At 66.2% G+C, this 20,032-nt stretch carries 24 protein-coding genes; 2 read left to right on the top strand and 22 right to left on the bottom strand.

Annotated features, from left to right (window positions below):
* Positions 1-174 precede the first annotated feature (174 nt).
* Positions 175-1,326 (top strand): S1C family serine protease, encoded by a 1,152-nt coding sequence (locus U6958_RS07490; protein ID WP_012207313.1) that lies wholly within the window; start codon positions 175-177, stop codon positions 1,324-1,326.
* 70 nt (positions 1,327-1,396) lie between these two features.
* On the opposite strand, the gene U6958_RS07485 is transcribed toward U6958_RS07490, so the two are convergent.
* A complete protein-coding gene (locus tag U6958_RS07485) occupies positions 1,397-2,299 on the bottom strand; it encodes a D-hexose-6-phosphate mutarotase (protein WP_223275110.1) in 903 nt (300 codons plus the stop codon).
* 85 nt (positions 2,300-2,384) lie between these two features.
* On the opposite strand from U6958_RS07485, the gene U6958_RS07480 reads away from it, so the two are divergent.
* A complete protein-coding gene (locus tag U6958_RS07480) occupies positions 2,385-3,569 on the top strand; it encodes a spherulation-specific family 4 protein (RefSeq protein ID WP_074921473.1) in 1,185 nt (394 codons plus the stop codon).
* A gap of 85 nt (positions 3,570-3,654) precedes the next feature.
* Here the strand turns inward: U6958_RS07480 and hisA are convergent, their stop codons facing one another.
* The 21 genes from hisA to U6958_RS07375 form a co-directional block, all read right to left on the bottom strand.
* Complete coding sequence (hisA, locus tag U6958_RS07475; protein ID WP_016445590.1) at positions 3,655-4,395, bottom strand: 1-(5-phosphoribosyl)-5-[(5-phosphoribosylamino)methylideneamino]imidazole-4-carboxamide isomerase; 741 nt, start codon at positions 4,393-4,395, stop codon at positions 3,655-3,657.
* Positions 4,396-4,456: 61 nt separating this feature from the next.
* A complete protein-coding gene (hisH, locus tag U6958_RS07470) occupies positions 4,457-5,125 on the bottom strand; it encodes an imidazole glycerol phosphate synthase subunit HisH (RefSeq protein ID WP_017405475.1) in 669 nt (222 codons plus the stop codon).
* An 81-nt stretch (positions 5,126-5,206) separates the two neighbouring features.
* The gene (gene hisB / locus U6958_RS07465) at positions 5,207-5,812 is read right to left on the bottom strand and encodes an imidazoleglycerol-phosphate dehydratase HisB (RefSeq protein WP_016445588.1); all 606 of its coding nucleotides are present in this window, start codon (positions 5,810-5,812) and stop codon (positions 5,207-5,209) included.
* Positions 5,809-6,933, bottom strand: a complete 1,125-nt coding sequence (gene hisC / locus U6958_RS07460; protein ID WP_074921556.1) for a histidinol-phosphate transaminase — start codon at positions 6,931-6,933, stop codon at positions 5,809-5,811. The genes hisB and hisC overlap by 4 nt, the downstream gene beginning before the upstream one ends.
* 53 nt (positions 6,934-6,986) lie before the next feature.
* On the bottom strand, positions 6,987-7,424 hold the full coding sequence (locus U6958_RS07455; protein ID WP_012207320.1) for a PIN domain-containing protein: 438 nt from the start codon (positions 7,422-7,424) through the stop codon (positions 6,987-6,989).
* A complete protein-coding gene (locus tag U6958_RS07450) occupies positions 7,421-7,726 on the bottom strand; it encodes a hypothetical protein (protein WP_174538854.1) in 306 nt (101 codons plus the stop codon). Before U6958_RS07450 ends, U6958_RS07455 begins: the two co-directional genes overlap by 4 nt.
* Positions 7,727-7,803: 77 nt before the next feature.
* On the bottom strand, positions 7,804-9,120 hold the full coding sequence (hisD, locus tag U6958_RS07445) for a histidinol dehydrogenase (RefSeq protein WP_034364866.1): 1,317 nt from the start codon (positions 9,118-9,120) through the stop codon (positions 7,804-7,806).
* 13 nt (positions 9,121-9,133) lie between these two features.
* Positions 9,134-9,778 (bottom strand): ATP phosphoribosyltransferase, encoded by a 645-nt coding sequence (hisG, locus tag U6958_RS07440; RefSeq protein WP_017405470.1) that lies wholly within the window; start codon positions 9,776-9,778, stop codon positions 9,134-9,136.
* A complete protein-coding gene (gene murA, locus U6958_RS07435; protein ID WP_016445582.1) occupies positions 9,775-11,043 on the bottom strand; it encodes a UDP-N-acetylglucosamine 1-carboxyvinyltransferase in 1,269 nt (422 codons plus the stop codon). Before murA ends, hisG begins: the two co-directional genes overlap by 4 nt.
* A gap of 104 nt (positions 11,044-11,147) precedes the next feature.
* A complete protein-coding gene (locus tag U6958_RS07430) occupies positions 11,148-11,396 on the bottom strand; it encodes a BolA family protein (protein WP_012207326.1) in 249 nt (82 codons plus the stop codon).
* 126 nt (positions 11,397-11,522) lie between these two features.
* Entirely contained in the window at positions 11,523-12,278 is a 756-nt protein-coding gene (locus U6958_RS07425; RefSeq protein WP_016445581.1) for an ABC transporter permease, read from the bottom strand.
* Positions 12,275-13,204, bottom strand: coding sequence for an ABC transporter ATP-binding protein (locus U6958_RS07420; RefSeq protein ID WP_013800798.1), 930 nt, complete (start codon positions 13,202-13,204; stop codon positions 12,275-12,277). The genes U6958_RS07425 and U6958_RS07420 overlap by 4 nt, the downstream gene beginning before the upstream one ends.
* Positions 13,205-13,277: 73 nt before the next feature.
* Complete coding sequence (locus tag U6958_RS07415) at positions 13,278-13,565, bottom strand: lipid asymmetry maintenance protein MlaB (RefSeq protein WP_016445580.1); 288 nt, start codon at positions 13,563-13,565, stop codon at positions 13,278-13,280.
* A 20-nt stretch (positions 13,566-13,585) separates the two neighbouring features.
* Entirely contained in the window at positions 13,586-14,227 is a 642-nt protein-coding gene (locus U6958_RS07410; protein ID WP_016445579.1) for a phospholipid-binding protein MlaC, read from the bottom strand.
* A gap of 115 nt (positions 14,228-14,342) precedes the next feature.
* A complete protein-coding gene (locus tag U6958_RS07405) occupies positions 14,343-15,143 on the bottom strand; it encodes a VacJ family lipoprotein (RefSeq protein WP_047473033.1) in 801 nt (266 codons plus the stop codon).
* Positions 15,140-15,625, bottom strand: coding sequence for an outer membrane lipid asymmetry maintenance protein MlaD (gene mlaD / locus U6958_RS07400; RefSeq protein WP_016445577.1), 486 nt, complete (start codon positions 15,623-15,625; stop codon positions 15,140-15,142). The genes U6958_RS07405 and mlaD overlap by 4 nt, the downstream gene beginning before the upstream one ends.
* Before the next feature lie 43 nt (positions 15,626-15,668).
* Positions 15,669-16,451, bottom strand: a complete 783-nt coding sequence (gene mlaE, locus U6958_RS07395; RefSeq protein ID WP_074921474.1) for a lipid asymmetry maintenance ABC transporter permease subunit MlaE — start codon at positions 16,449-16,451, stop codon at positions 15,669-15,671.
* Entirely contained in the window at positions 16,448-17,287 is an 840-nt protein-coding gene (locus U6958_RS07390) for an ABC transporter ATP-binding protein (RefSeq protein ID WP_016445575.1), read from the bottom strand. The genes mlaE and U6958_RS07390 overlap by 4 nt, the downstream gene beginning before the upstream one ends.
* Positions 17,288-17,505: 218 nt before the next feature.
* Positions 17,506-18,294 carry an amino acid ABC transporter ATP-binding protein gene (locus U6958_RS07385; protein ID WP_269431530.1) on the bottom strand — a complete coding sequence of 263 codons (789 nt, stop codon included), beginning with the start codon at positions 18,292-18,294 and terminating at the stop codon, positions 17,506-17,508.
* Complete coding sequence (locus U6958_RS07380) at positions 18,275-18,928, bottom strand: amino acid ABC transporter permease (RefSeq protein ID WP_012207336.1); 654 nt, start codon at positions 18,926-18,928, stop codon at positions 18,275-18,277. Before U6958_RS07380 ends, U6958_RS07385 begins: the two co-directional genes overlap by 20 nt.
* A gap of 131 nt (positions 18,929-19,059) precedes the next feature.
* Complete coding sequence (locus tag U6958_RS07375) at positions 19,060-19,866, bottom strand: amino acid ABC transporter substrate-binding protein (RefSeq protein ID WP_016445573.1); 807 nt, start codon at positions 19,864-19,866, stop codon at positions 19,060-19,062.
* Positions 19,867-20,032 lie beyond the last annotated feature (166 nt).

The raw sequence follows: 20,032 nt of genomic DNA, 5'->3' as shown, positions 1-20,032 counted from the left end.
CACGCCCATCAGCGCCTCAGTAAAAGGAAAAAATCGGCACATCCCGATATAGCAATGTCGGTTGTCCGGTGATTCATCGATCACCCAGCGCCCCAGCGAACGCGCCCACCACCGCCCTGTGTACGACATGCCTCACAATGGGGCCTTGTCCTCCCGCACAGAACACCACACTTCATGAAACGCACCTGGCTGCTGTTTTCGCAGGCGGTCACCATCCTGGTGGCTGCCTACTTCGTCGTTGCCACCCTGCAGCCGGACTGGCTGCGCCGCGGCGCCGTGCGCAGCAACGCGGGCATTGCGTTGCTGGAGGCGCCGGCCACGCCCGTCGGAGAAGTCAGCCCGGGCAGCTTTGCACCTGCGGCCAAGAAGGCAGCGCCGGCCGTGGTGAGCATCAACACCAGCAAGGCGGTACGGCATCCGCGCAGCAACGATCCGTGGTTCCAGTTCTTCTTCGGCGACCAGGGCACGCAGGAGCAGGCAGGCCTGGGCAGCGGCGTGATCATCAGCACCGACGGCTACATCCTGACCAACAACCACGTGGTCGAGGGCGCCGATGACATCGAGGTCACGCTGACCGACAGCCGCCAGGCCAAGGCCCAGGTGATCGGTACCGATCCCGAGACCGACCTGGCCGTGCTCAAGATCGCCCTGGACAAGCTGCCCGTCATCGTTCTGGGCAATTCCGACCAGATCGACGTGGGCGACCGCGTGCTGGCCATCGGCAACCCCTTCGGCGTGGGCCAGACGGTGACCAGCGGCATCGTCAGCGCCCTGGGCCGCAGCCAGCTGGGCATCAATACCTTCGAGAACTTCATCCAGACCGACGCCGCCATCAACCCCGGCAATTCGGGCGGCGCGCTGGTGGATGCCAGCGGCAATCTGCTGGGCATCAATACCGCCATCTATTCGCGCTCGGGCGGCAGCATGGGCATCGGCTTTGCGATTCCCGTGTCCACGGCCAAGCTGGTGCTGGACGGCATCGTCAAGGACGGCCGCGTGGTGCGCGGCTGGATCGGCGTGGAGCCCAATGAGCTGTCGCCGGAGCTGGCAGAGACCTTTGGCGTGAAGGCCGACTCCGGCGTGATCATCACCGGCGTGCTGCAGGCAGGCCCCGCTGCCCAGGCCGGCATGCGCCCGGGCGATGTGATCGTGCAGGTGGGCGACAAGCCCATCCGCAATGTGTCCGAGCTGCTGACCGCCGTGGCCGCGCTCAAGCCCGGCGAGGCCGCGAAATTCGATGTGCGCCGGGGCGAAGGCCCCGTGGAACTGCAGATCACCCCGGGCCTGCGCCCTGCGCAGTCGGCACAGCGCATGCAGCGCCGCTGACCCGGCCCCCCGCCCCAACGAAAAAAGCGCCTGTTCACAGGTGCTTTTTCATTGCAGGGCCGGTGCTGAGCTACAGCTTGTGCAGGCGCTGGGCCGCGCGCCATTGCGCGCCGGGCGCCACATGCACGGGCGCATCGATGGCGGCGGCCTCCACGCACAGCATCTGCCGCCACCCCTGCGGCGGCATGTCGGGCAGACGTTCACACAGCGCGGGGCCGGGGTTCCAGACCACGGTCTCGGTCCAGGCGGCATCCTGCGAGATCCGCAAGCCGCCGCCAGGTGCGGCCAGCTCCATGGCGTTCCCGGGCCGGGGGTAGACGCGATCGAGCTCTTCGCCAAAGCGCACGTCACCGTGCTGCGTGGGATGGGTGTCGGCCACGGCATCCCAGTAAGGCAGGCCGTCAAGGCCTTGCAGCCGGCATTGCTCCACGTCCGCCACGCGCAGGTAGCTGTGCAAGGCGGCAGTGAAAACCAAAGGCGTGTCGCCCCGGTTGTGCACTACCAGCTCCACGTCAAGCCGGCCGGGCAACAGCGTCACCTCCAGCCAGGTCTCGAAGGAAGGCGGCCAGACGGCGCGCGTCTGCGGCGTGTCGGCGAGCCTGAGCCGCAGGAACAAGCCATCGCCGGCAAGAACCTCGGCCTGTGCTGCATCAGCCTGCCACGGCAGGGTGCGCGCAAAGCCGTGCTTGACCAGCGGGCCGCGTTGGTTGAATTGGGGAAAGCAGACCGGAATACCGCCGCGTATGGGTGTGTGGCCGTCATGGGCCGCCAGGGGACTCAGGAACAGTTGCTCCTCGCCATCTGCCTGCCAGGAGAGCAGTTGTGCCCCTTGCAAGGCCACCAGGGCAGCATCGCCGCAGGCCAGGCGCAGGCGGATGGCGGGCAGGCCCTGCCATGCATCAGCGCAGGCGCCGGGAGCTTGCGCGGCCGCAGGTAAAGCTGTTACTGCGGGAAAGGAAGATGTAACTTTCATGCTTGAATATAGCCTTTCCCCCGCCCAGCCTTCCTCTGTCATGCAACGCTCCCACGCTCCCTCTCCTCTTGTCCTGCGACTCGGCATGCTCGCCCTGGCCGCCTCCTTGGCTTCCTGCGGCGGAGGCGGTGGTGGTGACAGCAGCGCTGGCGGCGGCACCGGGGGCGATGGCGGCGGCACCGGCCAGCCCGGAGTGACCTCGGTCACCGTGCAATGGACGGCCCCGGCCGCCAGGGATGTGGTGACTGCAGGCTCGGCACTGACCCTGCGCGCAGGTGTTCTCGCAGATGGCGTGAATGCCGCCGATGGAACCGTGGTGAGCTTCAGCGCAGCCACAGGCGTCAGCACCTCGGCGCTGACCAGCTCCGGCGTGGCAACTGCCTTTCTGACCGGCGCCACGCCGGGCCGCCAGCAGGTGCAGGCCAGCGCCACCGTGGCAGGCCGCACGGGCAGCGCTTCGCAGACCTTCTATCTGCGCCCGGCTCCTGCGCCGCTGCGGGTGCTGGTGCCTGCGTATTTCTATCCCACGGGCGCGGGGGCCACGGCCTGGAATGCGCTGGCAGCCAGCGCCCAGGCAAATCCGAACGTGCAGATGACGGCCATCCTGAACCCGGCCAACGGCATTTTCAGTGGCCCGGATGCGAACATCACGCGCGCCGCAACCGCTTTTGCCAACGCGGGCGGGCAGTTGGTGGGCTATGTGAGCTCCAGCTATGGCACGGGCACGCGATCGCTGGCCAGCATCCAGGCCAATATCGACAACTATTTCACGCACTACGGCGCAGGCCTGGTCAAGGGCTTCTTCATTGACGAGATGGCGGCCACCGCCAACCGGCTGGACTTCTACCGCAGCATCTACCAGTACATCAAGGCCAAGAATCCCGACCTGATCGTGATCGGCAACCCAGGCCTCGTGCCCGTGGCCGGTTATGCCGATGTGGCCGATGTGCTGACCACGTTCGAGGGCAAGGGCTCCACGTACGCCACCTACGATCCGCGCACGACCAGTTTCGATTGGCTGTACGGGCTGGCCAATAGCCACCAGGCCTCGCTGGTGCACAACGTGTCGGGCTGCGCGGCCATGCAGACGGCCGTGCAGTCGGCCGCCTCGGCACGCTACCAGGCGGGATGGATCTATGTGACCCAGCTGGAGTTCGAGCCCAGCACCGGCGTGGGCAACCCCTGGGCCGGGCTGCCGAATTACTGGGAAGCCTTTGTGCAGACCGTGCGCGCCACCAATGCCGGGCAAGCCCTTCCCGCCTGCTCGTAGAGGCCGCTTGAAACCCCGGCGCTGAATGCAGCGCGGGCGCCTGTCAGGGACAGGCGCCCGCGAATATCGAGAAGGCGCAGGCCGCTCAGGCCGTGAGTTCGTCGGCGCGAGCCTGCGCTGCGGCGAAGTCGAGATCGCCCGAGTAGATGGCGCGACCGCAGATCACGCCCTCGATGCCTTCGTCCTCGACCTTGCACAGCGCCTCGATGTCGGCCATGCCCGCCAGGCCACCCGAGGCGATGACGGGGATCTTCAGCGATTGGGCAAGATTGACGGTGGCATCGATGTTGATGCCCGTGAGCATGCCGTCGCGGCCGATGTCGGTGTAGATGATGGACTCCACACCCCAGTCCTCGAAGCGCTTGGCCACCGAATGCACGTCCTGGCCCGTGAGCTTGCTCCAGCCGTCGATGGCGACCTTGCCGTCCTTGGCGTCGAGCCCGACGATCACATGGCCGCCGAAGGCGCTGCAGGCGTCCTGCAGAAAGCCGGGGTTCTTCACGGCAGCGGTGCCGATGATCACGTAGCTGATGCCGGCATCTATGTATTTCTCGATGGTGTCCAGATCGCGGATGCCTCCGCCGAGCTGCACCGGAATCCGGCCGTCCACCTCTTTGAGGATGGCCTTGATGGCCGCAAGGTTCTTGGGCTGGCCCGCAAACGCGCCATTGAGGTCCACCAGGTGCAGGCGGCGCGCGCCGGCGTCGAGCCAGCGGCGGGCGATGATGGCCGGGTCTTCGCCGAACGTGGTCGACTGGTCCATATCACCCTGGATGAGGCGTACGCAGTGGCCGTCCTTGAGGTCGATGGCAGGAATGAGCAGCATGATGGTTTGCGAGCAATGAAGGCCTGGGATTCAGCGGCCGGTGCGGGGAAGAAAAGGGGATTCAGGGCTTCCAGCCCAGAAAGTTGCGGAACAGGGCCAGGCCCTGGTCAGCGCTTTTTTCGGGGTGAAACTGCGTGGCGAAAATATTATCGCGCGCGATGGCGCAGGCAAAGCGCCCGCCGTAGTCGGCCTGCGCAGCGCAATGCTGCGGCTGCTGCACCACGGCATAGAAACTGTGCACGAAGTAGTAGAAGCTGTCTTCGGGAATTCCACGCCACAGCGGGTGGGCATGGCCGGCGTTGTGCGTCTGGTGCACGCGGTTCCAGCCCATCTGCGGAACCTTGAAGCGGCTGCCATCGGCCTGGGTGCGGCCCGCCAGATCGAACTTGCGCACGTTGCCGGGGATGAGGCCCAGGCCGGGCACGTCACCTTCGTCGCTGTGGTCCAGCAGCATCTGCATGCCCACGCAGACGCCGAACAGGGGCTTGTTGGCAGCGGCATGCAGCACGGCTTCCTGCAGGCCGGATTCGCGCAGCTCGCGCATGCAGTCGGGCATGGCGCCCTGGCCCGGCAGCACGACGCGGTCGGCGGCCAGGACCACCTCGGGATCGGAGGTCACAACGACCTGCCAGCCGGAATCGGCGGCGGCCGTGCGCACGGCCTGTGAAACCGAGCGCAGATTGCCCATGCCGTAATCGACGACGGCGACGGTGTTGTCAGTCAAACTCATAGCGTGTGGCGCGTGTTCTGTCGGATTTTCGGCGGGATTGCCCGGTCAGATCAAGTTCTGGCCGATGCCAATCGCTTCTCTTTACAGAGCGCCCTTGGTCGAGGGGATGACGCCGGCCATGCGCTCGTCATGTTCCAGCGCAAAGCGCAGGGCGCGTGCGAAGGCCTTGAAGATGGTCTCGCACTGGTGGTGGGCATTGAAGCCCTTGAGGTTGTCGATGTGCAGGGTCACGCCCGCATGGTTGACGAAGCCCTGGAAGAATTCGTAGACCAGCTGGGTGTCGAGCTGACCGATGCTGCCGGCCGTGAATTTCACGTCCATGTGCAGCCCGGGACGGCCCGAGAAATCGATGACCACGCGGCTCAGGGCCTCGTCCAGCGGCACATAGGCGTGGCCGTAGCGGCGGATGCCCTTCTTGTCGCCCACGGCCTTGGCGAAGGCTTGGCCCAGGGTGATGCCGATGTCCTCCACCGTGTGGTGGCCGTCGATGTGCAGGTCGCCCTCGCACTCGATGTCCAGGTCGATCAGGCCATGGCGCGCGATCTGGTCGAGCATGTGGTCCAGAAAGCCGATGCCCGAGTGCAGGCTGGCCTTGCCCGTGCCGTCCAGGTTGATGGCGACCTTGATCCGGGTCTCGGCGGTGTTGCGCTGCACTTCGGCGGTGCGTGCGGGGACTGCATTGCTCATAGGGATTCCTTCAGGGCCGCCAGCATCTGGGCGTTTTCTTCGTGGGTGCCCACGGTCAGGCGCAGGCAATTGGCCAGCAGCGGGTGCATGGCACTGACGTTCTTCACCAGCACGCCCCGGGCCTTCATCTCGGCCTGGGCACGCGCGGCATCGCGCACGCGCAGCAAGACCATGTTGGCCTCGGATGGCCAGATCTTTTCCACACCCGGCAGCGCGGTCAGCGCGTCGATCAGCGGCTGGCGCTCGGCGCGGATGGCCACGGCCTGCTGCGCATACAGCGCCTCGTGCTCCAGCGCGAAGATGGCCGTCTCGCAGTTGAGCACGCTGATGTTGTAGGGCGGGCGCACCTTGTCGATCTCGCCGACGATGGCGGCCGGGCCGATCAGATAGCCCAGGCGCGCGCCGGCCAGGCCGAACTTGCTGAGCGTGCGCATCAGCAGCACATGGGCGTTGCGGGCCGGGTCGGCGCGCATGTTCTCTGCCCAGCTGCGGCGGGCGAAGGGCTGGTAGGCCTCGTCCATGACGACCAGACCGCCGATGGCGCCGACCGCGTCGATCACGGCCTGCACATCGGCCTCGGCCCAGAGCGTGGCCGTGGGATTGTTGGGATAGGCGATATAGGTGATGGCGGGGCGGTGCTCGGCAATGGCGGCGCGCATGGCGGGCACGTCCAGCTCGAAGTCGGCCGTCAGGTCGACCCCCACAAAGTCCAGGCCCTGCAGCCTGGCGCTCATGGGATACATGACGAAGCCCGGCATGGGCGCCAGCATGGTGGCGCGGCCCTCGGCGTGGGGCTGGGCACAGGCCAGGGCCAGCAGCGTGATGATCTCGTCCGAGCCATTGCCCAGCAGTACGGCGCTGCCGGCCGGCGCCTGCGCGTAGCGGGCCAGCATGTCCTTGAGCACTTCCTGGCGCTCGCCAGGGTAGCGGTTGATCTCCAGCCGGCCCAGGCGCTCGCCCAGCGCGGCCTGCAGCTCGGGCGACAGGCGGAAGGGGTTCTCCATCGTGTCCATCTTGAGCAGGCCTTGTGAGGGCTGCACATGGTAGGCATGCATGGAGCGGACATCGGCGCGGATGCGCTCCAGGGCGAGGGCCTGAACCTGCGGAATGGAAGCTGTCATGGCATGCACACTTTCACGAGTCAGTGGGGGAAGAAATCCATCAGCGAAGCCGCTCAGGCCTGCTGCTGCGGCGGCGCCTGGTGCAGCGGGTGCACCATGGCGACGCCGCCGAACTGGGTGCCGTGCGGCAGGTGCAGGGTCAGCATCTGCTCGCAGCCGCTGTGCTGGGCGCAGGCCACGGCCAGGCAGTCGCCAAAGGCCAGCTGGTGGCGCGATTGCACGGCCCAGGCGGTCTCCAGCGTGGCGGCATCGGTCTTCCAGGGCGTCCAGGTCTGGTAGCGGCGGATGGCGGCGCGCGCATCGCCCTGCGGCAAAGGCTGGGCGGCCGTGGTGACCTGTTCATAGAACTCGCACAGCGACTGACTGCCGGTGCGCCCGCTGCGCGTGCGCCACAGCAGGTCCAGCCACTGCAGCACGGCGGCATGCAAGGCGCCCTGCCCCGTGTCTTCGGCAGCGACCAGCACGGAGGTATCGACGAAGACGGTGTTCATGCTTGGCCCTCGCGGCGCAGCGCGGCACTGCGCTGGGCGGGCTGCGTGGATGACGGCTGGCCGCCGTCCCAGCCGCGCTCGTCGGTGCGCCAGGCCAGGTAGGCGCGCTCGTAGGCGTCCTCGCGGCGCTGCATCTCGGCCATGAAGTCGCCCACCATGCGCGAGACGCTGGTGCCGCGGCGCGCGGCCTCGATGCGCGCCCATTCGAGCACGCTGTCTTCGACGGTGATGGTGAGGTTTTTCACAGGGTGCAAGTCTACACGAAATTCGTGCTCCACTGATTTCGTGTCGATTCTTGACATACTTGCTCTAGCGTTCAGGCAGCAAAAAGCGCCGCCCCTTTCGGTGACGGCGCCTTCGTCCAATAGGAAGCGAGTGTCTACTTCAGGCGCATTTCGGCCGCGCGCGCATGGCCTTGCAGGCCTTCGCCATGCGCCAGCACCGAGGCGATGCGGCCCAGGGTCTGGGCGCCCTGCTCGCTGACCTCGATGAGGCTGGATCGTTTCTGGAAGTCATAGACCCCCAGCGGCGAGGAAAAGCGCGCCGTGCCGCTGGTGGGCAGCACATGGTTGGGGCCGGCACAGTAGTCGCCCAGGCTCTCGCTGGTGTAGGCCCCCAGGAAGATGGCGCCTGCATGGCGCAGCAGCGGCTCCCACTGGTGGGGATCGTTGCTGGAGACTTCCAGGTGCTCGGGCGCGATGCGGTTGCTGATGGCGCAGGCCTCCTGCATGTCGCGCGTGAGGATGAGGGCACCCCGGTCGCTCAGGCTCTTGGCGATGATGGCGCGCCGCGGCATCTCGGGCAGCAGGCGGTCGATCTCGCGCTGGACGGCGGCGATGTAGTCGGCATCGGGGCACAGCAGGATGCTTTGCGCCAGCTCGTCATGCTCCGCCTGGCTGAACAGGTCCATGGCCACCCAGTCGGGCGGCGTGCTGCCGTCGGCCAGCACCAGGATTTCACTGGGGCCGGCAATCATGTCGATGCCCACGGTGCCGAACACCCGCTTCTTGGCGCTGGCCACATAGGCATTGCCGGGACCGGTGATCTTGTCCACCTTGGGGATGGTGGCCGTGCCGTAGGCCAGGGCCGCCACGGCCTGGGCGCCGCCGATGGTGAAGCCGCGCGTGACGCCGGCCACATAGGCGGCGGCCAGCACCAGGGCATTCTTCTCGCCGCGCGGCGTGGGCACGACCATGATGATTTCCTGCACGCCAGCCACATGGGCGGGAATGGCATTCATCAGCACGCTGGACGGATAGGCCGCCTTGCCGCCGGGCACATAGATGCCCACGCGGTCCAGCGGCGTGACCTTCTGGCCCAGCAGGGTGCCATCGGCGTCACGGTAGCTCCAGCTCTCGCCGCTGGCGCGCTTTTGTGCCTCGTGGTAGGTGCGCACGCGCTGGGCGGCGGCCGTCAGCGCATCGCGCTGCTCATCGCCCAGGCTGTCGAAGGCGGCCTTGAGCTCGGCCTGCGTCAGCTCCAGCGCTGCCATGCCGTCCACCTGCAATCCGTCAAAACGCGCCGTGTACTCCAGCACGGCCGCATCGCCGCGCTTTTGCACATCGGCCAGGATGTCGGCCACGCGCTGCTCGATGGCCGCGTCCGTGTCCGCCGACCAATGCAGGCGCTGCGCAAAATCGTGTTCGAAGTTGGCGTCAAGCGTGGACAGGCGGGCGGGAGCGGCTTGGTATTCCATGGTGCAGAGGGCTTCAGTCTTGGGGAATGGCCGATGCGAAGGCATCGATGATCTTGCGCAGAGGGGCCTGCTTGAGCTTGAGCGAGGCCTGGTTGACCACCAGGCGCGAGCTGATCTCCATGATGGGCTCGACCTCGACCAGGTCATTGGCCCTGAGCGTGTTGCCGGTGGACACCAGGTCGACGATGGCGTCGGCCATGCCGGTCAGCGGGGCCAGTTCCATGGAGCCGTAGAGCTTGACCATGTCCACGTGCACGCCCTTGGTGGCGAAGAAGTTGCGCGCGATCTCGGGATACTTGGTGGCGATGCGCAGGCGGGCGCCCTGCTTGACGGCCAGCGCGTAGTCGAAGCCGTTGCGCACGGCGACGCTGACGCGGCAGCGCGCGATCTTCAGGTCCAGGGGCTGGTACAGGCCCTGGGCACCATGCTCGATCAGGGAGTCCAGGCCGGCCACGCCGAGGTCGGCGCCGCCGTACTGCACGTAGACCGGCACGTCGGAGGCGCGCACCAGCACCACGCGCACGTGGCTCTGGTTGGTCTCGAAGATCAGCTTGCGCGACTTTTCAATGTCTTCGGTGACCGAGATGCCGGCAGCGGCCAGCAGCGGCACGGTTTCGTCGTAGATGCGGCCCTTGGACAGGGCAATCGTGATGGTCATTGGGAAACTCTTTCGATGTCGGCACCCAGGCCGCGCAGCTTGTCTTCCATGCGATCGTAGCCGCGGTCCAGATGATAGATGCGATCGACCAGGGTCTCGCCCTTGGCCACGAGGCCGGCGATGACCAGGCTGGCCGAAGCGCGCAGGTCGGTGGCCATGACGGCCGCGCCCGACAGCGACTGGCTGCCGGTGATGGTGGCCACGCGTCCGTCGGTGGTGATCTGCGCGCCCAGGCGCAGCATCTCGTCGACGTGCATGAAGCGGTTCTCGAAGATGGTCTCGGTGACCATGCTGCAGCCTTCGGCCACCAAGTTCAGCGCCATGAACTGCGCCTGCATGTCGGTGGGAAAGCCCGGGTACTCGGTGGTGCGGAAACTCTGGGCCTTGAGCTTGCCGGCAGCGCGCACGCGGATGCCGCCCTCCTCGGCGGACACTTCGGCCCCAGCGTCCTTGAGCTTGTCGATGACCGCGCCCAGGTGGTCGGCACGGCCATTGCGCAGCAGCGCCTCGCCGCCCGTGGCCGCCACGGCGCACAAGAAGGTGCCGGCCTCGATGCGGTCGGCCACCACCTGGTGCTCGCAGCCGCTCAGCCGCTCCACACCCTGGATGACGATGCGGCTGGTGCCGTGCCCTTCGATCCTTGCGCCCATCTTGATGAGCATTTCGGCCAGGTCGCCGATCTCGGGCTCCATGGCGGCGTTTTCCAGCACCGTCTCGCCTTCGGCCAGCACGGCGGCCATCAGGAAGTTCTCGGTGCCCGTGACCGTCACCATGTCGGTGGTGATGCGGGCGCCCTGCAGACGCTTGAGATGCCCGGGCAGGCACGCGTGCATGTAGCCGTTCTCGACAACGATCTCGGCACCCATGGCCTGCAGGCCCTTGATGTGCTGATCCACGGGGCGCGAGCCGATGGCGCAGCCGCCGGGCAGCGACACGCGGGCCTGGCCGAATCGGGCCAGCAGCGGGCCCAGGGCCAGGACCGAGGCGCGCATGGTCTTGACCAGTTCGTAGGGTGCCTCGGGGTTGGACAGAGAGCCGGCGTGGATGCGCACGGTGCCGCTGTCATCGTGCTCGGCGCCGACACCCATGTTGCGGATGAGCTTGAGCATGGTGGCCACGTCCTGCAGGCGCGGCACATTGCGCAGGGTGACGGGCTCGGACGACAGCAGCGCGGCGCACAGCTCGGGCAGGGCGGCATTCTTGGCGCCGGAGACCGTCACCTCGCCATGCAGCGCTCGGCCACCGCGAATCAGGAGTTTGTCCATGGCTGACAGACTTGAATCTGGAAATCGGGAAAAAGGAGATGCCGCACGGGCCGTATCGACCAGTTGCGGCAGAAAGTCTGAGGCGTCGTGACCGGGCTGTGCGCTCAGGCCTGGCCGGCCTGGGCAGCCCACTCGGCGGGCGTATAGGTCTTCATGGACAGGGCATGGACCTCGTCGGTGTGCATGCGCTGGCCCAGCGTGGCGTAGACCAGGCGCTGGCGCTGCAGCAGGCGCTGGCCCTCGAATTGGGCCGAGACGATGGTGGCAAACCAGTGCCGTCCGTCGCCTTCCAGCGCAATGTGTTCGCAAGGCAGGCCGGTGGCGATCAGTTCCTTGAGTTGGTCTGCAGTCATGGGGAAGCTTTCCTGCCATGCATCGCGGCATGGCCTTGGTTGGCGGCGGCGCCGGGCGCCGGCCGCCTGTTCATGGGTGGGTTCGAAAATGCCGGCACAGCGCCCGCCGCAGCCTGAGGAAAAACCTCAGCCGCGGATCTTGTAGCCGATGCGCAGCAGATGCACGGCCAGGGCACTCACCGCCAGCCAGGCCGAGCCGACGATGGCCAGGCTGACCCAGGGCGATACGTCGCTCTGGCCGAAGAAGCCGTAGCGGAAACCGTCGATCATGTAGAAAAACGGGTTCAGATGGCTGACTTTTTGCCAAAAAGGCGGCAGGGACTGGATCGAATAGAACACGCCCGACAGGAACGTCATGGGCATGATCAGGAAGTTCTGGAAGGCCGCCATCTGGTCGAACTTGTCGGCCCACAGGCCGGCGATCACGCCCAGCGTGCCCAGCAGCGCCGCGCCCAGCAGGCCGAAGACCAGAATCCACAGCGGCGCCGTGAATTCGGGAATGGCAAAGTACAGCGTGACGACGAACACGCCCGCGCCCACCAGCAGCCCGCGCAGCACCGACGCTCCCACATAGGCCCCGAACCAGGCCCAGTGCGACAGCGGCGTGAGCAGCACGAAGACCATGGAGCCCATGATCTTGCTCTGCACCAGGCTGGAGGAGCTGTTGGCGAAGGCGTTCTGCAGCACGCTCATCATCACCAGGCCAGGGATCAGGAAGGCCGTGTAGCTGATGCGGTCGTACACCAGCACCCGGCCTTCGAGCACATGGCCGAAGATCAGCAGATAGAGCACGGCCGTGAGCACGGGTGCGGCCACGGTCTGGAAGCTGACCTTCCAAAAGCGCAGCACTTCCTTCTTGAGCAGGGTCTGCCAGCCGTTCATGCCGAAGCTCCCTGCGAAGTCTGTCCCTGCTCATTCATCACATGGATGAAGACGTCCTCCAGATCGGCGCGGCGGATTTCCACGTCCTCGGGCACGACGGAGCCCTCGCGCAGCGCGGCGAGCAGGCGCTCCACATCGCTGGCGTCGTTGGCGGGTATCTGCACGATGCGGCCGGTCACCCGCGCACGCGCGGCCAGGGCCGGCGGCAAGGCGGTATCGGTCTTGAACTGCAGCACGTTGGAGGAGGCGGACTTGAGCAGATCCGACATGGTCGAGAGCTTGACGATGTTGCCCTGCTTGAGCATGGCCACGCGGCTGCACAGCGCCTCGGCCTCTTCCAGGTAGTGGGTGGTGAGCAGCACGGTATGGCCTTCGCGGTTCAGGCGTGCGATGAAGTGCCACAGCGTCTGGCGCAGCTCCACGTCCACGCCGGCCGTGGGCTCGTCGAGCACGATGATGGGCGGCTTGTGCACCAGCGCCTGGGCCACCAGCACGCGGCGCTTCATGCCGCCGGACAGCTGGCGCATGTTGGAATTGGCCTTGTCGGTCAGCCCCAGGCTGTGCAGCAGCTCGTCGATCCAGTCGTCATTGTTCCTGACGCCGAAATAGCCGGACTGAAAGCGCAGCGCCTCGCGCACATTGAAGAAGGGATCGAAGACCAGCTCCTGCGGCACGATGCCCAGCTTGCGCCGGGCAGCCGAGTAGTCGGCATGCACGTCGCTGCCCTGGACCAGCACGCGGCCGCTGGTGGCGCGCGACAGGCCGGCCAGGATGCTGATCATCGTGGTCTTGCCAGCGCCATTGGGACCGAGCAGGCCGAAGAACTCGCCCTCCTCGATGTCCAGACTCACGTGGTTGAGCGCCTGGAAGGCCCCCTTGGGGGTCTGGTAGGTCTTGGAGATGGATTGGAATGAGACGGCAGACATGCGAGGCGCGATTCTAGGCCCTTGCAGCCAAACCTGCCTTGCAGGGCTCTTTGCAGCGGCGCGCTGCGCCGGCTCAGGAGGGGGAGGATGCGGCCGTGTCGGCCAGCAGCCCGTCGACGCCATACAGCGCCGCCATGGACTGCAGGCCCTGCGGCAGGCCCACGACCACCAATTGCTTGTCTGCCGCCTTCGCGGTGCGGCGGCAGGCCAGCAGCACGGCCAGTGCGGACGAGTCGAAGACCTCGACACCGCTGGCATCGACACGCACCTGGGCGCCATCGAAGGCCTGCACCTGGGGCCGCAGCTGCACGAGACAGCTGCGCGCCTGGCGGTAGGTCAGTTCACGGGGGAGCTGCAGCATGGCGCGTGCGTCCGCGGCTGTCAGCCCTTGGAGGGCGGCGTGGCCGGCATCTTGCTGCGCGTGGCCAGGGTCTCGATCAGGCCGTCGATGCCGCGGGCATTGATTTCCTGGCTGAACTGGTTGCGGTAGGTTTCCACCAGCCACACGCCCAGCACGTTCAGGTTGTAGATCTTCCAGCCGTCGCCGGACTTCTCGAGCCGGTAGTCCAGCTGCACGGGCTCGCCGCGGCCCAGCACTTCGGTGCGCACCAGCACATCGGTGTCGCCGGCTGCCGCGCGCAGGGGCTTGACGTTGATGGTCTGGTTGCTGACCTGCGTCAGCGCGCCCGAATAGGTGCGGATCAGCAGGGCCTTGAACTCGGTCTCCAGCTTCTCGCGCTGCGCAGGCGTGGCCTGGCGCCAGGCCGGCCCCACCGAGGCGGAGGTCATGCGGCGGAAATTCACATACGGCATGACCTTGTCATTGACCAGCGCATTGACCTTGGAGACATCGCCCTCGCGCAGCGAGGGGTCCTTCTTGATGGTTTCCAGCACGTCGGTGGAGACACGCTTGATCAGCGCATCGGGGGTCTCGCCGGCTGCGCGGGCCGGCAGTGCCGCGCCAAGGGTTCCCATGGCCAGCATGGCTGCAGCGGCAGCGCTCCAGGCACGTCGATTGATCATCACTCTTCCTTTCCCAGCAGGGCCTCATGCCCCGGACCGGGTTGATATTGCACATTTTTCCGGCCGCGCCATGTCAGGCAGCGGCCGTTTTTCATCTCGGGATGTTACGAACTGCTTACTTCGCGCCGTCTTCGGGCGGCAGCTTGCCGGCATCGTCGTCGTAATCCTCGATGCGACCGTCATCACCCGACTTGCCGCGCCGCAGGTTCAGGTAGACATCGCGCGTCAGGCTGTAGCGGTCGAGCGCGACGGAGTCCAGCGTGTCGGAGGCATTGAGCAGGCGGGCACGTGTATCCACCAGTCGCAGCACATACAGGCTGTTGCGAACCGGGATGTCGTTGATCGCCGACATGGGGTTGCCCCAGGCGTCCACCGGAAGAGCCGCAGTGTCACGCACCGTGGACGGGCCCAGCAGCGGCAGCACCAGGTACGGCCCGGTGGGCACGCCCCAGCGACCCAGGGTCTGGCCGAAGTCCTGCTTTTGGCGCTCGATGCCGGCCTCGCTGGCGATGTCGAGCAAGCCGCCCAGGCCGAAGACCGTATTCACCGAGAACCGCACGACGGAGTTGTAGGCGCCTTCGGCCTGGCCCTGCAGCGCGTTGTTCACGAAGGACCAGACATCGCTGAGGTTGGAGAAGAAATTGCTCACGCCATCGCGAGCCAGACGCGGAGTGACGTCGCGGTAGGCCGTGGCCACCGGCTTCAGGACGGCACGGTCCAGGCCGTCGTTGAACGAGTAGACGCTGCGGTTGAACGGCTCGAACGGGTCCTGGGGATTGCGGGCCTCGCCCGGCGCGGTGGCGCAGCCGGCGAGCAGCGAAGCGGCGGCCAATGTGCCCAGCATGGCTGCGCGCTGCCAGGATGCTGCCTGGACTGCAGGGCGACCCACGGTCGCCTGTTCATGGTTGGTTGTCATTCTTTGCCTCCTGCACCGGAGCTGCCACCCTGCTCGGCCTTGCCGTAGAGGAACTGTCCGATCAGATTTTCCAGCACAACGGCCGACTGGGTTGCGACGACGCGGTCGCCATCCTTGAGGTTGTGGTCATCTGCGCCGGCTTCGATGCCGATGTACTGGTCGCCGAGCAGGCCGCTGGTCAGGATCTTCAGGGAACTGTCCTTGGGAAACGCGTAGCGGTTTTCCATGGCCATGGTCACGCTGGCCTGAAAGACCTGATCGTCGAAGGTGATGGATTCCACGCGGCCCACGACGACGCCCGCGCTGCGCACGGCCGCCTTGGGCTTGAGTCCGCCGATGTTGTCGAAGCGCGCGGTCAGCGTGTAGGTTTTCTGGAAGCTCAGGCTCAGCAGGTTGGCCGACTGCAGCGCCAGGAACACCAGCGCCGCAGCGCCGATCAGCACGAACAGTCCGACCCAGACATCACTCTTGGATTGCTGCATGGTTTGTTTTTCCTTGTTTTGCGGGGGTGGCTTCGGTGCCAGGTCAAAGGCTGAACATCGTGGCCGTGAGCAGGAAGTCCAGCCCCAGCACGGCCAGCGAGGCCATCACCACCGTGCGCGTGGTCGCGCGGGACACGCCTTCGGGCGTGGGCTTGGCTGCATAGCCCTGCAGCAGCGCGATGAAGGTCACCGCCACGCCGAACACCAGGCTCTTGAGAACGCCGTTGCCCAGGTCATACCACCAGTCCACGCCGTTTTGCATCTGGCCCCAGAAGGCACCGCCATCGACGCCGATCATGACCACGCCCACCAGCCAGCCGCCGATCACGCCGACGGCGCTGAAGACAGCGGCCAGCAGCGGCATGGCGATCAGGCCGGCCACGAAGCGCGGCGCCAGGATGCGGCGCACGGGGTCCACGGCCATCATTTCCATGGCCGACAACTGCTCGCCGGCCTTCATGAGGCCGATCTCGGCCGTCAGCGCCGTGCCGGCACGGCCGGCAAACAGCAGCGCCGTGACGACGGGGCCGAGCTCGCGCACCAGGGACAGCGCCACCAGCAGGCCCAGCGCCTCGGCCGAGCCGTAGCGCTGCAGGGTGTAGTAGCCCTGCAGGCCCAGCACGAAACCGACGAACAGGCCGGACACGCCGATGATGGCCAGCGAATAGTTGCCCAGGAAATGGATCTGGTCGCCAATCAGCCGCGGCCTGCCCAGCGCCGGCCCCATCAGCGCGAGCAGGCGGCCGAACAGGCGGGTGCCCATGCCCAGCTGGGTCAATTGGTGGCGCACTGCCGCGCCGATGCTAGCGGGATGCAGCCGGTTCATGCGCGCCTCCGGCCGTTGGCCTTGACCGGGCTTTCAGGCGTGCCGAAATCCTCTTCGGCACTCACGCCGGGGTAATGGAAGGGTACGGGGCCGGTGGCGCGTGCGTGGATGAACTGCTGCACCAGCGGATCGGGATTGGCCTTGACTTCCTCGGGCGAGCCCTGGGCGGCGACACCGCCGTTGCCCAGGATGACGACATGGTCGGCCACATGGAAGGTTTCCTCCACGTCATGGGACACCAGGATGGAGGTCAGGCCCATGGCGTCGTTGAGTTCTCGGATCAGTTGGGCAGCGGTGCCCAGGGAAATGGGGTCCAGCCCGGCGAAGGGCTCGTCGTACATGACCAGTTCGGGGTCCAGTGCAATGGCCCGCGCCAGCGCCACGCGGCGGGCCATGCCGCCCGATATCTCGCTGGGCATGAGGTCGCGCGCACCGCGCAGGCCCACGGCATGCAGCTTCATTAGCACGATGTCGCGGACCAGTTCGTCGGGAAGGTCGGTGTGCTCGCGCAGCGGGAAGGCCACGTTGTCAAACACGCTCATGTCGGTGAACAGGGCGCCGAACTGGAACAGCATGCCCATGCGCCGACGCGCAGCGTACAGGCCCGCGGCGTCCATGGTGGTGACGTCCTTGCCATCGAACAGCACCTGCCCCTGCTGGGCATGCTGCTGGCCGCCGATCAGGCGCAGCACGGTGGTCTTGCCCCCGCCCGATGCGCCCATCAGGGCCGTGACTTTGCCGCGCGGCACCTGCAGCGACAGGTCGCGCAGGATCACACGCTCGCCATAGCCGAAGGTGACGTTGCGCAACTCCACGAAAGAGGCGGTTGGGATCATGCTGTGGTGCGGTCGATAAATGTTCGCAGGCAAGCCCGCTATTGTGCAGACAGGTGCCGCTGCTTGCTCACCACCCCCTGAGATAAACATACATCCGTGTATGTTTCTCAAAAAGTCATGGCAGAAACCGCCATAAAAAAAAGAGCATGCTTTGCTTGCTACACAAGCGTTGCACGCTCTCTGGACCTGGGGAAAATCCGGACTGGACAGATGTTTTTTTACAACATGTTCTGCAGGAATGCCTGGGTCCGCGTGTGCTGCGGCGCCGCAAAGAATGCTTCCGCAGGGCCTTGCTCGACGATCTCCCCCTTGTCCATGAAGATCACGCGATTGGCCACTTCACGGGCAAAGCCCATCTCGTGGGTCACGACCAGCATGGTCATGTGCTCCTGCGCCAGCTCGCGCATGGTGCGCAGCACCTCGCCGGTCAGCTCGGGGTCCAGCGCGGAGGTGGGCTCGTCGAACAGCAGGATGTCGGGCTCCATGGCCAGGGCCCGGGCAATGGCCACGCGCTGCTTTTGCCCGCCCGACAGACGGTTGGGATAGGCATCGCGCTTTTCCAGCAGGCCCACCTTGTGCAGCAGCGCCTCGGCCTTGGGCACGATCTGCTCGCGCCTGAGGCCCTTGACGACGATCGGCGCCTCGATGATGTTCTCCAGCACCGTGAGGTGCGGGAACAGGTTGAAGGACTGGAACACCATGCCCATCTTGCGGCCAATCTGGCGGATCTGCGCCTCGGGCACGTAGTGGGCGCGGCCGTCCGCGCCACTGTCCACCAGCACCTCGCCCTCGACGGCGACACGGCCGCTGTCAATGGTTTCCAGGTGGTTGAGGCAGCGCAAAAAGGTGCTCTTGCCCGATCCCGAGGGACCGATGATGGCCACCACCTCGCCACGCGCCAGCTCCAGCGAAACGCCGCGCAGCACCGGCACGCCGCCAAAGCCCTTGCAGATGTTCTGCGCCGAGATCATGGTCTCGGGCGCGTTATCACGCGTCGTATTTGGCATGGCGTTTTTCTAGGTATTGGAAGATCCAGGTCAACACGAGAGTCATGACCAGATAGAAGCCTGCGGCCACCACGAAGGGCGTGATGGTGAAATCGCGCTGCACGATGCCGCGCGCCGCGCGCAGCAGATCGTTCAGGGCCAGCACGTAGATGAGCGAGGTGTCCTTGACCAGGGTGATGGTCTCGTTGCTCACAGGCGGGATGATGCGCGCCCACATCTGCGGCAGGATGATGCGGCGCATGGTCTGGCCGTAGCTCATGCCCAGCACCTTGGCGCCCTCGTACTGGCCGCGGTCCACGGACTGGATGCCCGCGCGGAAGATTTCGGCGAAGTAGGCGGCGTAGTTCAGCGCGAAGGCGACCACGGCGGCCGGGAAATCGGGCAGGCGCACGCCGATCACGGGCACGAAGGGCAGCGCGAAGTAGATGAACAGCATCTGCAGCATCAGCGGCGTGCCGCGCATCAGCCAGATGTAGCCGCCGACCAGCCGGCTCAGGGCGGGAAAGCGGGAGATGCGCATCAGCGCCAGCGACAGTCCCAGGGGAATGGACAGCGCCAGGGTGATGACGAAGAGCTTGAGGGTGACCAGGGCGCCGGCGGACAGCGGCCCCATGAGCGAGATTACATATTCCATCGAATGGCCTCAGTGCGGTGCGCGGCCCCGCCGGCATCGGCAGGATCCGGGCAGCCACGGGCGCGTGCGTCCCAGAACGCAAAAGACCGGCAATGCCAGGCTGGCCTTGCCGGTCGCATGGTGTGCCGGATTTACTTGATGATGTCCTTGCCGAACCACTTGGAGGCGATTTCGGCGGCCTTGCCGTCCTTCTTCATCTCGGCCAGCGCGGCTTCGAGCTTGCCCAGAACTTCGGTGTCTTCCTTGCGCAGGCCCACGCCGTAGTCCTCGGTGCCGAAGTTGTCCTCGAGCACCAGGTACTCGCCAGCCTTCTTGGCCACGTGGAAGCGCCCCACGACCTCGTCGACCACGACGGCGTCCAGGCGGCCGGCCGACAGGTCCATCAGCGCGGTGATGTTGTCGCCGAAGGTCTTCAGGTCCTTGAAGCTGGCGGCCACGGCGGCGTCCTTCTTGATGGCGTCCACGGCCGAGCTGCCATCCTGCGCGCCCACGACCTTGCCGGCCAGGCCAGCCTTGTCCTTGATGTCGGAGTCGGCGCGCACGATGATGATCTGGTGGTTCTCCATGTAGGGCGCGGTGAAGGCGATGTTCTTCTTGCGCTCTTCGGTGATGGTCAGGCCGTTCCACAGCGCGTCGACGCGCTTGCCGACCAGCTCGGCCTCCTTGGCGCTCCAGTCGATGGGCTTGAAGTCCACCTCCACGTTCATGCGCTTGGCGGCTTCACGCGCCATGTCGATGTCGAAGCCGACGATCTCGTTCTTGTCGTCACGAAAGCCCATGGGCGGGAAGTTGTCGTCCAGGCCGATCACCAACTTGGTCATGGCTGCCGGCACGGGGGCGGCAACCGGCGCGGCGGCGGTCGATGCGGACTCGTTCTTGCCGCAGGCTGCCAGCAGTGCAGACAGGGCCACCATGGCCAAGAGGGTGCGTTTTTTCATGGCTTAAAGCTTTGGAGTGGAAAAAGCGAAAGGCGGCGGCCGCTGCACGCAAGGTGCGCAATCGTTGTAATGAATGGTTCCTTGGCGGAACCTTTGTCTCGGTTGGGTGCCGGCGCCGAATCCCGTATTGTCGCGCAGACCGGCGCCCCCCGCCAACACGCTGGAT

It is taken from the genome of Delftia lacustris, assembly GCF_040267515.1.
Lineage (GTDB): Bacteria > Pseudomonadota > Gammaproteobacteria > Burkholderiales > Burkholderiaceae_C > Comamonas > Comamonas tsuruhatensis.
This window is presented reverse-complemented; position numbering and strand designations above follow the sequence as displayed.

Bases quoted from the DNA above. Each gene is read 5' to 3' on its own strand.
- hisA (WP_016445590.1), bottom strand. From the start codon at position 4,395: ATGCTGCTCATTCCTGCCATCGACCTCAAGGACGGCCACTGCGTACGC.
- U6958_RS07375 (WP_016445573.1), bottom strand. From the start codon at position 19,866: ATGAAAAAACGCACCCTCTTGGCCATGGTGGCCCTGTCTGCACTGCTG.
- U6958_RS07450 (WP_174538854.1), bottom strand. From the start codon at position 7,726: ATGTCAAGAATCGACACGAAATCAGTGGAGCACGAATTTCGTGTAGAC.
- U6958_RS07480 (WP_074921473.1), top strand. From the start codon at position 2,385: ATGCTCGCCCTGGCCGCCTCCTTGGCTTCCTGCGGCGGAGGCGGTGGT.
- U6958_RS07455 (WP_012207320.1), bottom strand. From the start codon at position 7,424: ATGAACACCGTCTTCGTCGATACCTCCGTGCTGGTCGCTGCCGAAGAC.
- mlaE (WP_074921474.1), bottom strand. From the start codon at position 16,451: ATGAACCGGCTGCATCCCGCTAGCATCGGCGCGGCAGTGCGCCACCAA.
- U6958_RS07405 (WP_047473033.1), bottom strand. From the start codon at position 15,143: ATGACAACCAACCATGAACAGGCGACCGTGGGTCGCCCTGCAGTCCAG.
- hisG (WP_017405470.1), bottom strand. From the start codon at position 9,778: ATGACCATCACGATTGCCCTGTCCAAGGGCCGCATCTACGACGAAACC.
- U6958_RS07390 (WP_016445575.1), bottom strand. From the start codon at position 17,287: ATGATCCCAACCGCCTCTTTCGTGGAGTTGCGCAACGTCACCTTCGGC.
- hisH (WP_017405475.1), bottom strand. From the start codon at position 5,125: ATGAGTTTGACTGACAACACCGTCGCCGTCGTCGATTACGGCATGGGC.
- mlaD (WP_016445577.1), bottom strand. From the start codon at position 15,625: ATGCAGCAATCCAAGAGTGATGTCTGGGTCGGACTGTTCGTGCTGATC.
- U6958_RS07410 (WP_016445579.1), bottom strand. From the start codon at position 14,227: ATGATCAATCGACGTGCCTGGAGCGCTGCCGCTGCAGCCATGCTGGCC.
- U6958_RS07385 (WP_269431530.1), bottom strand. From the start codon at position 18,294: ATGCCAAATACGACGCGTGATAACGCGCCCGAGACCATGATCTCGGCG.
- hisC (WP_074921556.1), bottom strand. From the start codon at position 6,933: ATGACAGCTTCCATTCCGCAGGTTCAGGCCCTCGCCCTGGAGCGCATC.
- U6958_RS07430 (WP_012207326.1), bottom strand. From the start codon at position 11,396: ATGACTGCAGACCAACTCAAGGAACTGATCGCCACCGGCCTGCCTTGC.
- murA (WP_016445582.1), bottom strand. From the start codon at position 11,043: ATGGACAAACTCCTGATTCGCGGTGGCCGAGCGCTGCATGGCGAGGTG.
- U6958_RS07415 (WP_016445580.1), bottom strand. From the start codon at position 13,565: ATGCTGCAGCTCCCCCGTGAACTGACCTACCGCCAGGCGCGCAGCTGT.
- hisD (WP_034364866.1), bottom strand. From the start codon at position 9,120: ATGGAATACCAAGCCGCTCCCGCCCGCCTGTCCACGCTTGACGCCAAC.
- U6958_RS07485 (WP_223275110.1), bottom strand. From the start codon at position 2,299: ATGAAAGTTACATCTTCCTTTCCCGCAGTAACAGCTTTACCTGCGGCC.
- U6958_RS07380 (WP_012207336.1), bottom strand. From the start codon at position 18,928: ATGGAATATGTAATCTCGCTCATGGGGCCGCTGTCCGCCGGCGCCCTG.
- U6958_RS07425 (WP_016445581.1), bottom strand. From the start codon at position 12,278: ATGAACGGCTGGCAGACCCTGCTCAAGAAGGAAGTGCTGCGCTTTTGG.
- U6958_RS07420 (WP_013800798.1), bottom strand. From the start codon at position 13,204: ATGTCTGCCGTCTCATTCCAATCCATCTCCAAGACCTACCAGACCCCC.
- U6958_RS07490 (WP_012207313.1), top strand. From the start codon at position 175: ATGAAACGCACCTGGCTGCTGTTTTCGCAGGCGGTCACCATCCTGGTG.
- hisB (WP_016445588.1), bottom strand. From the start codon at position 5,812: ATGAGCAATGCAGTCCCCGCACGCACCGCCGAAGTGCAGCGCAACACC.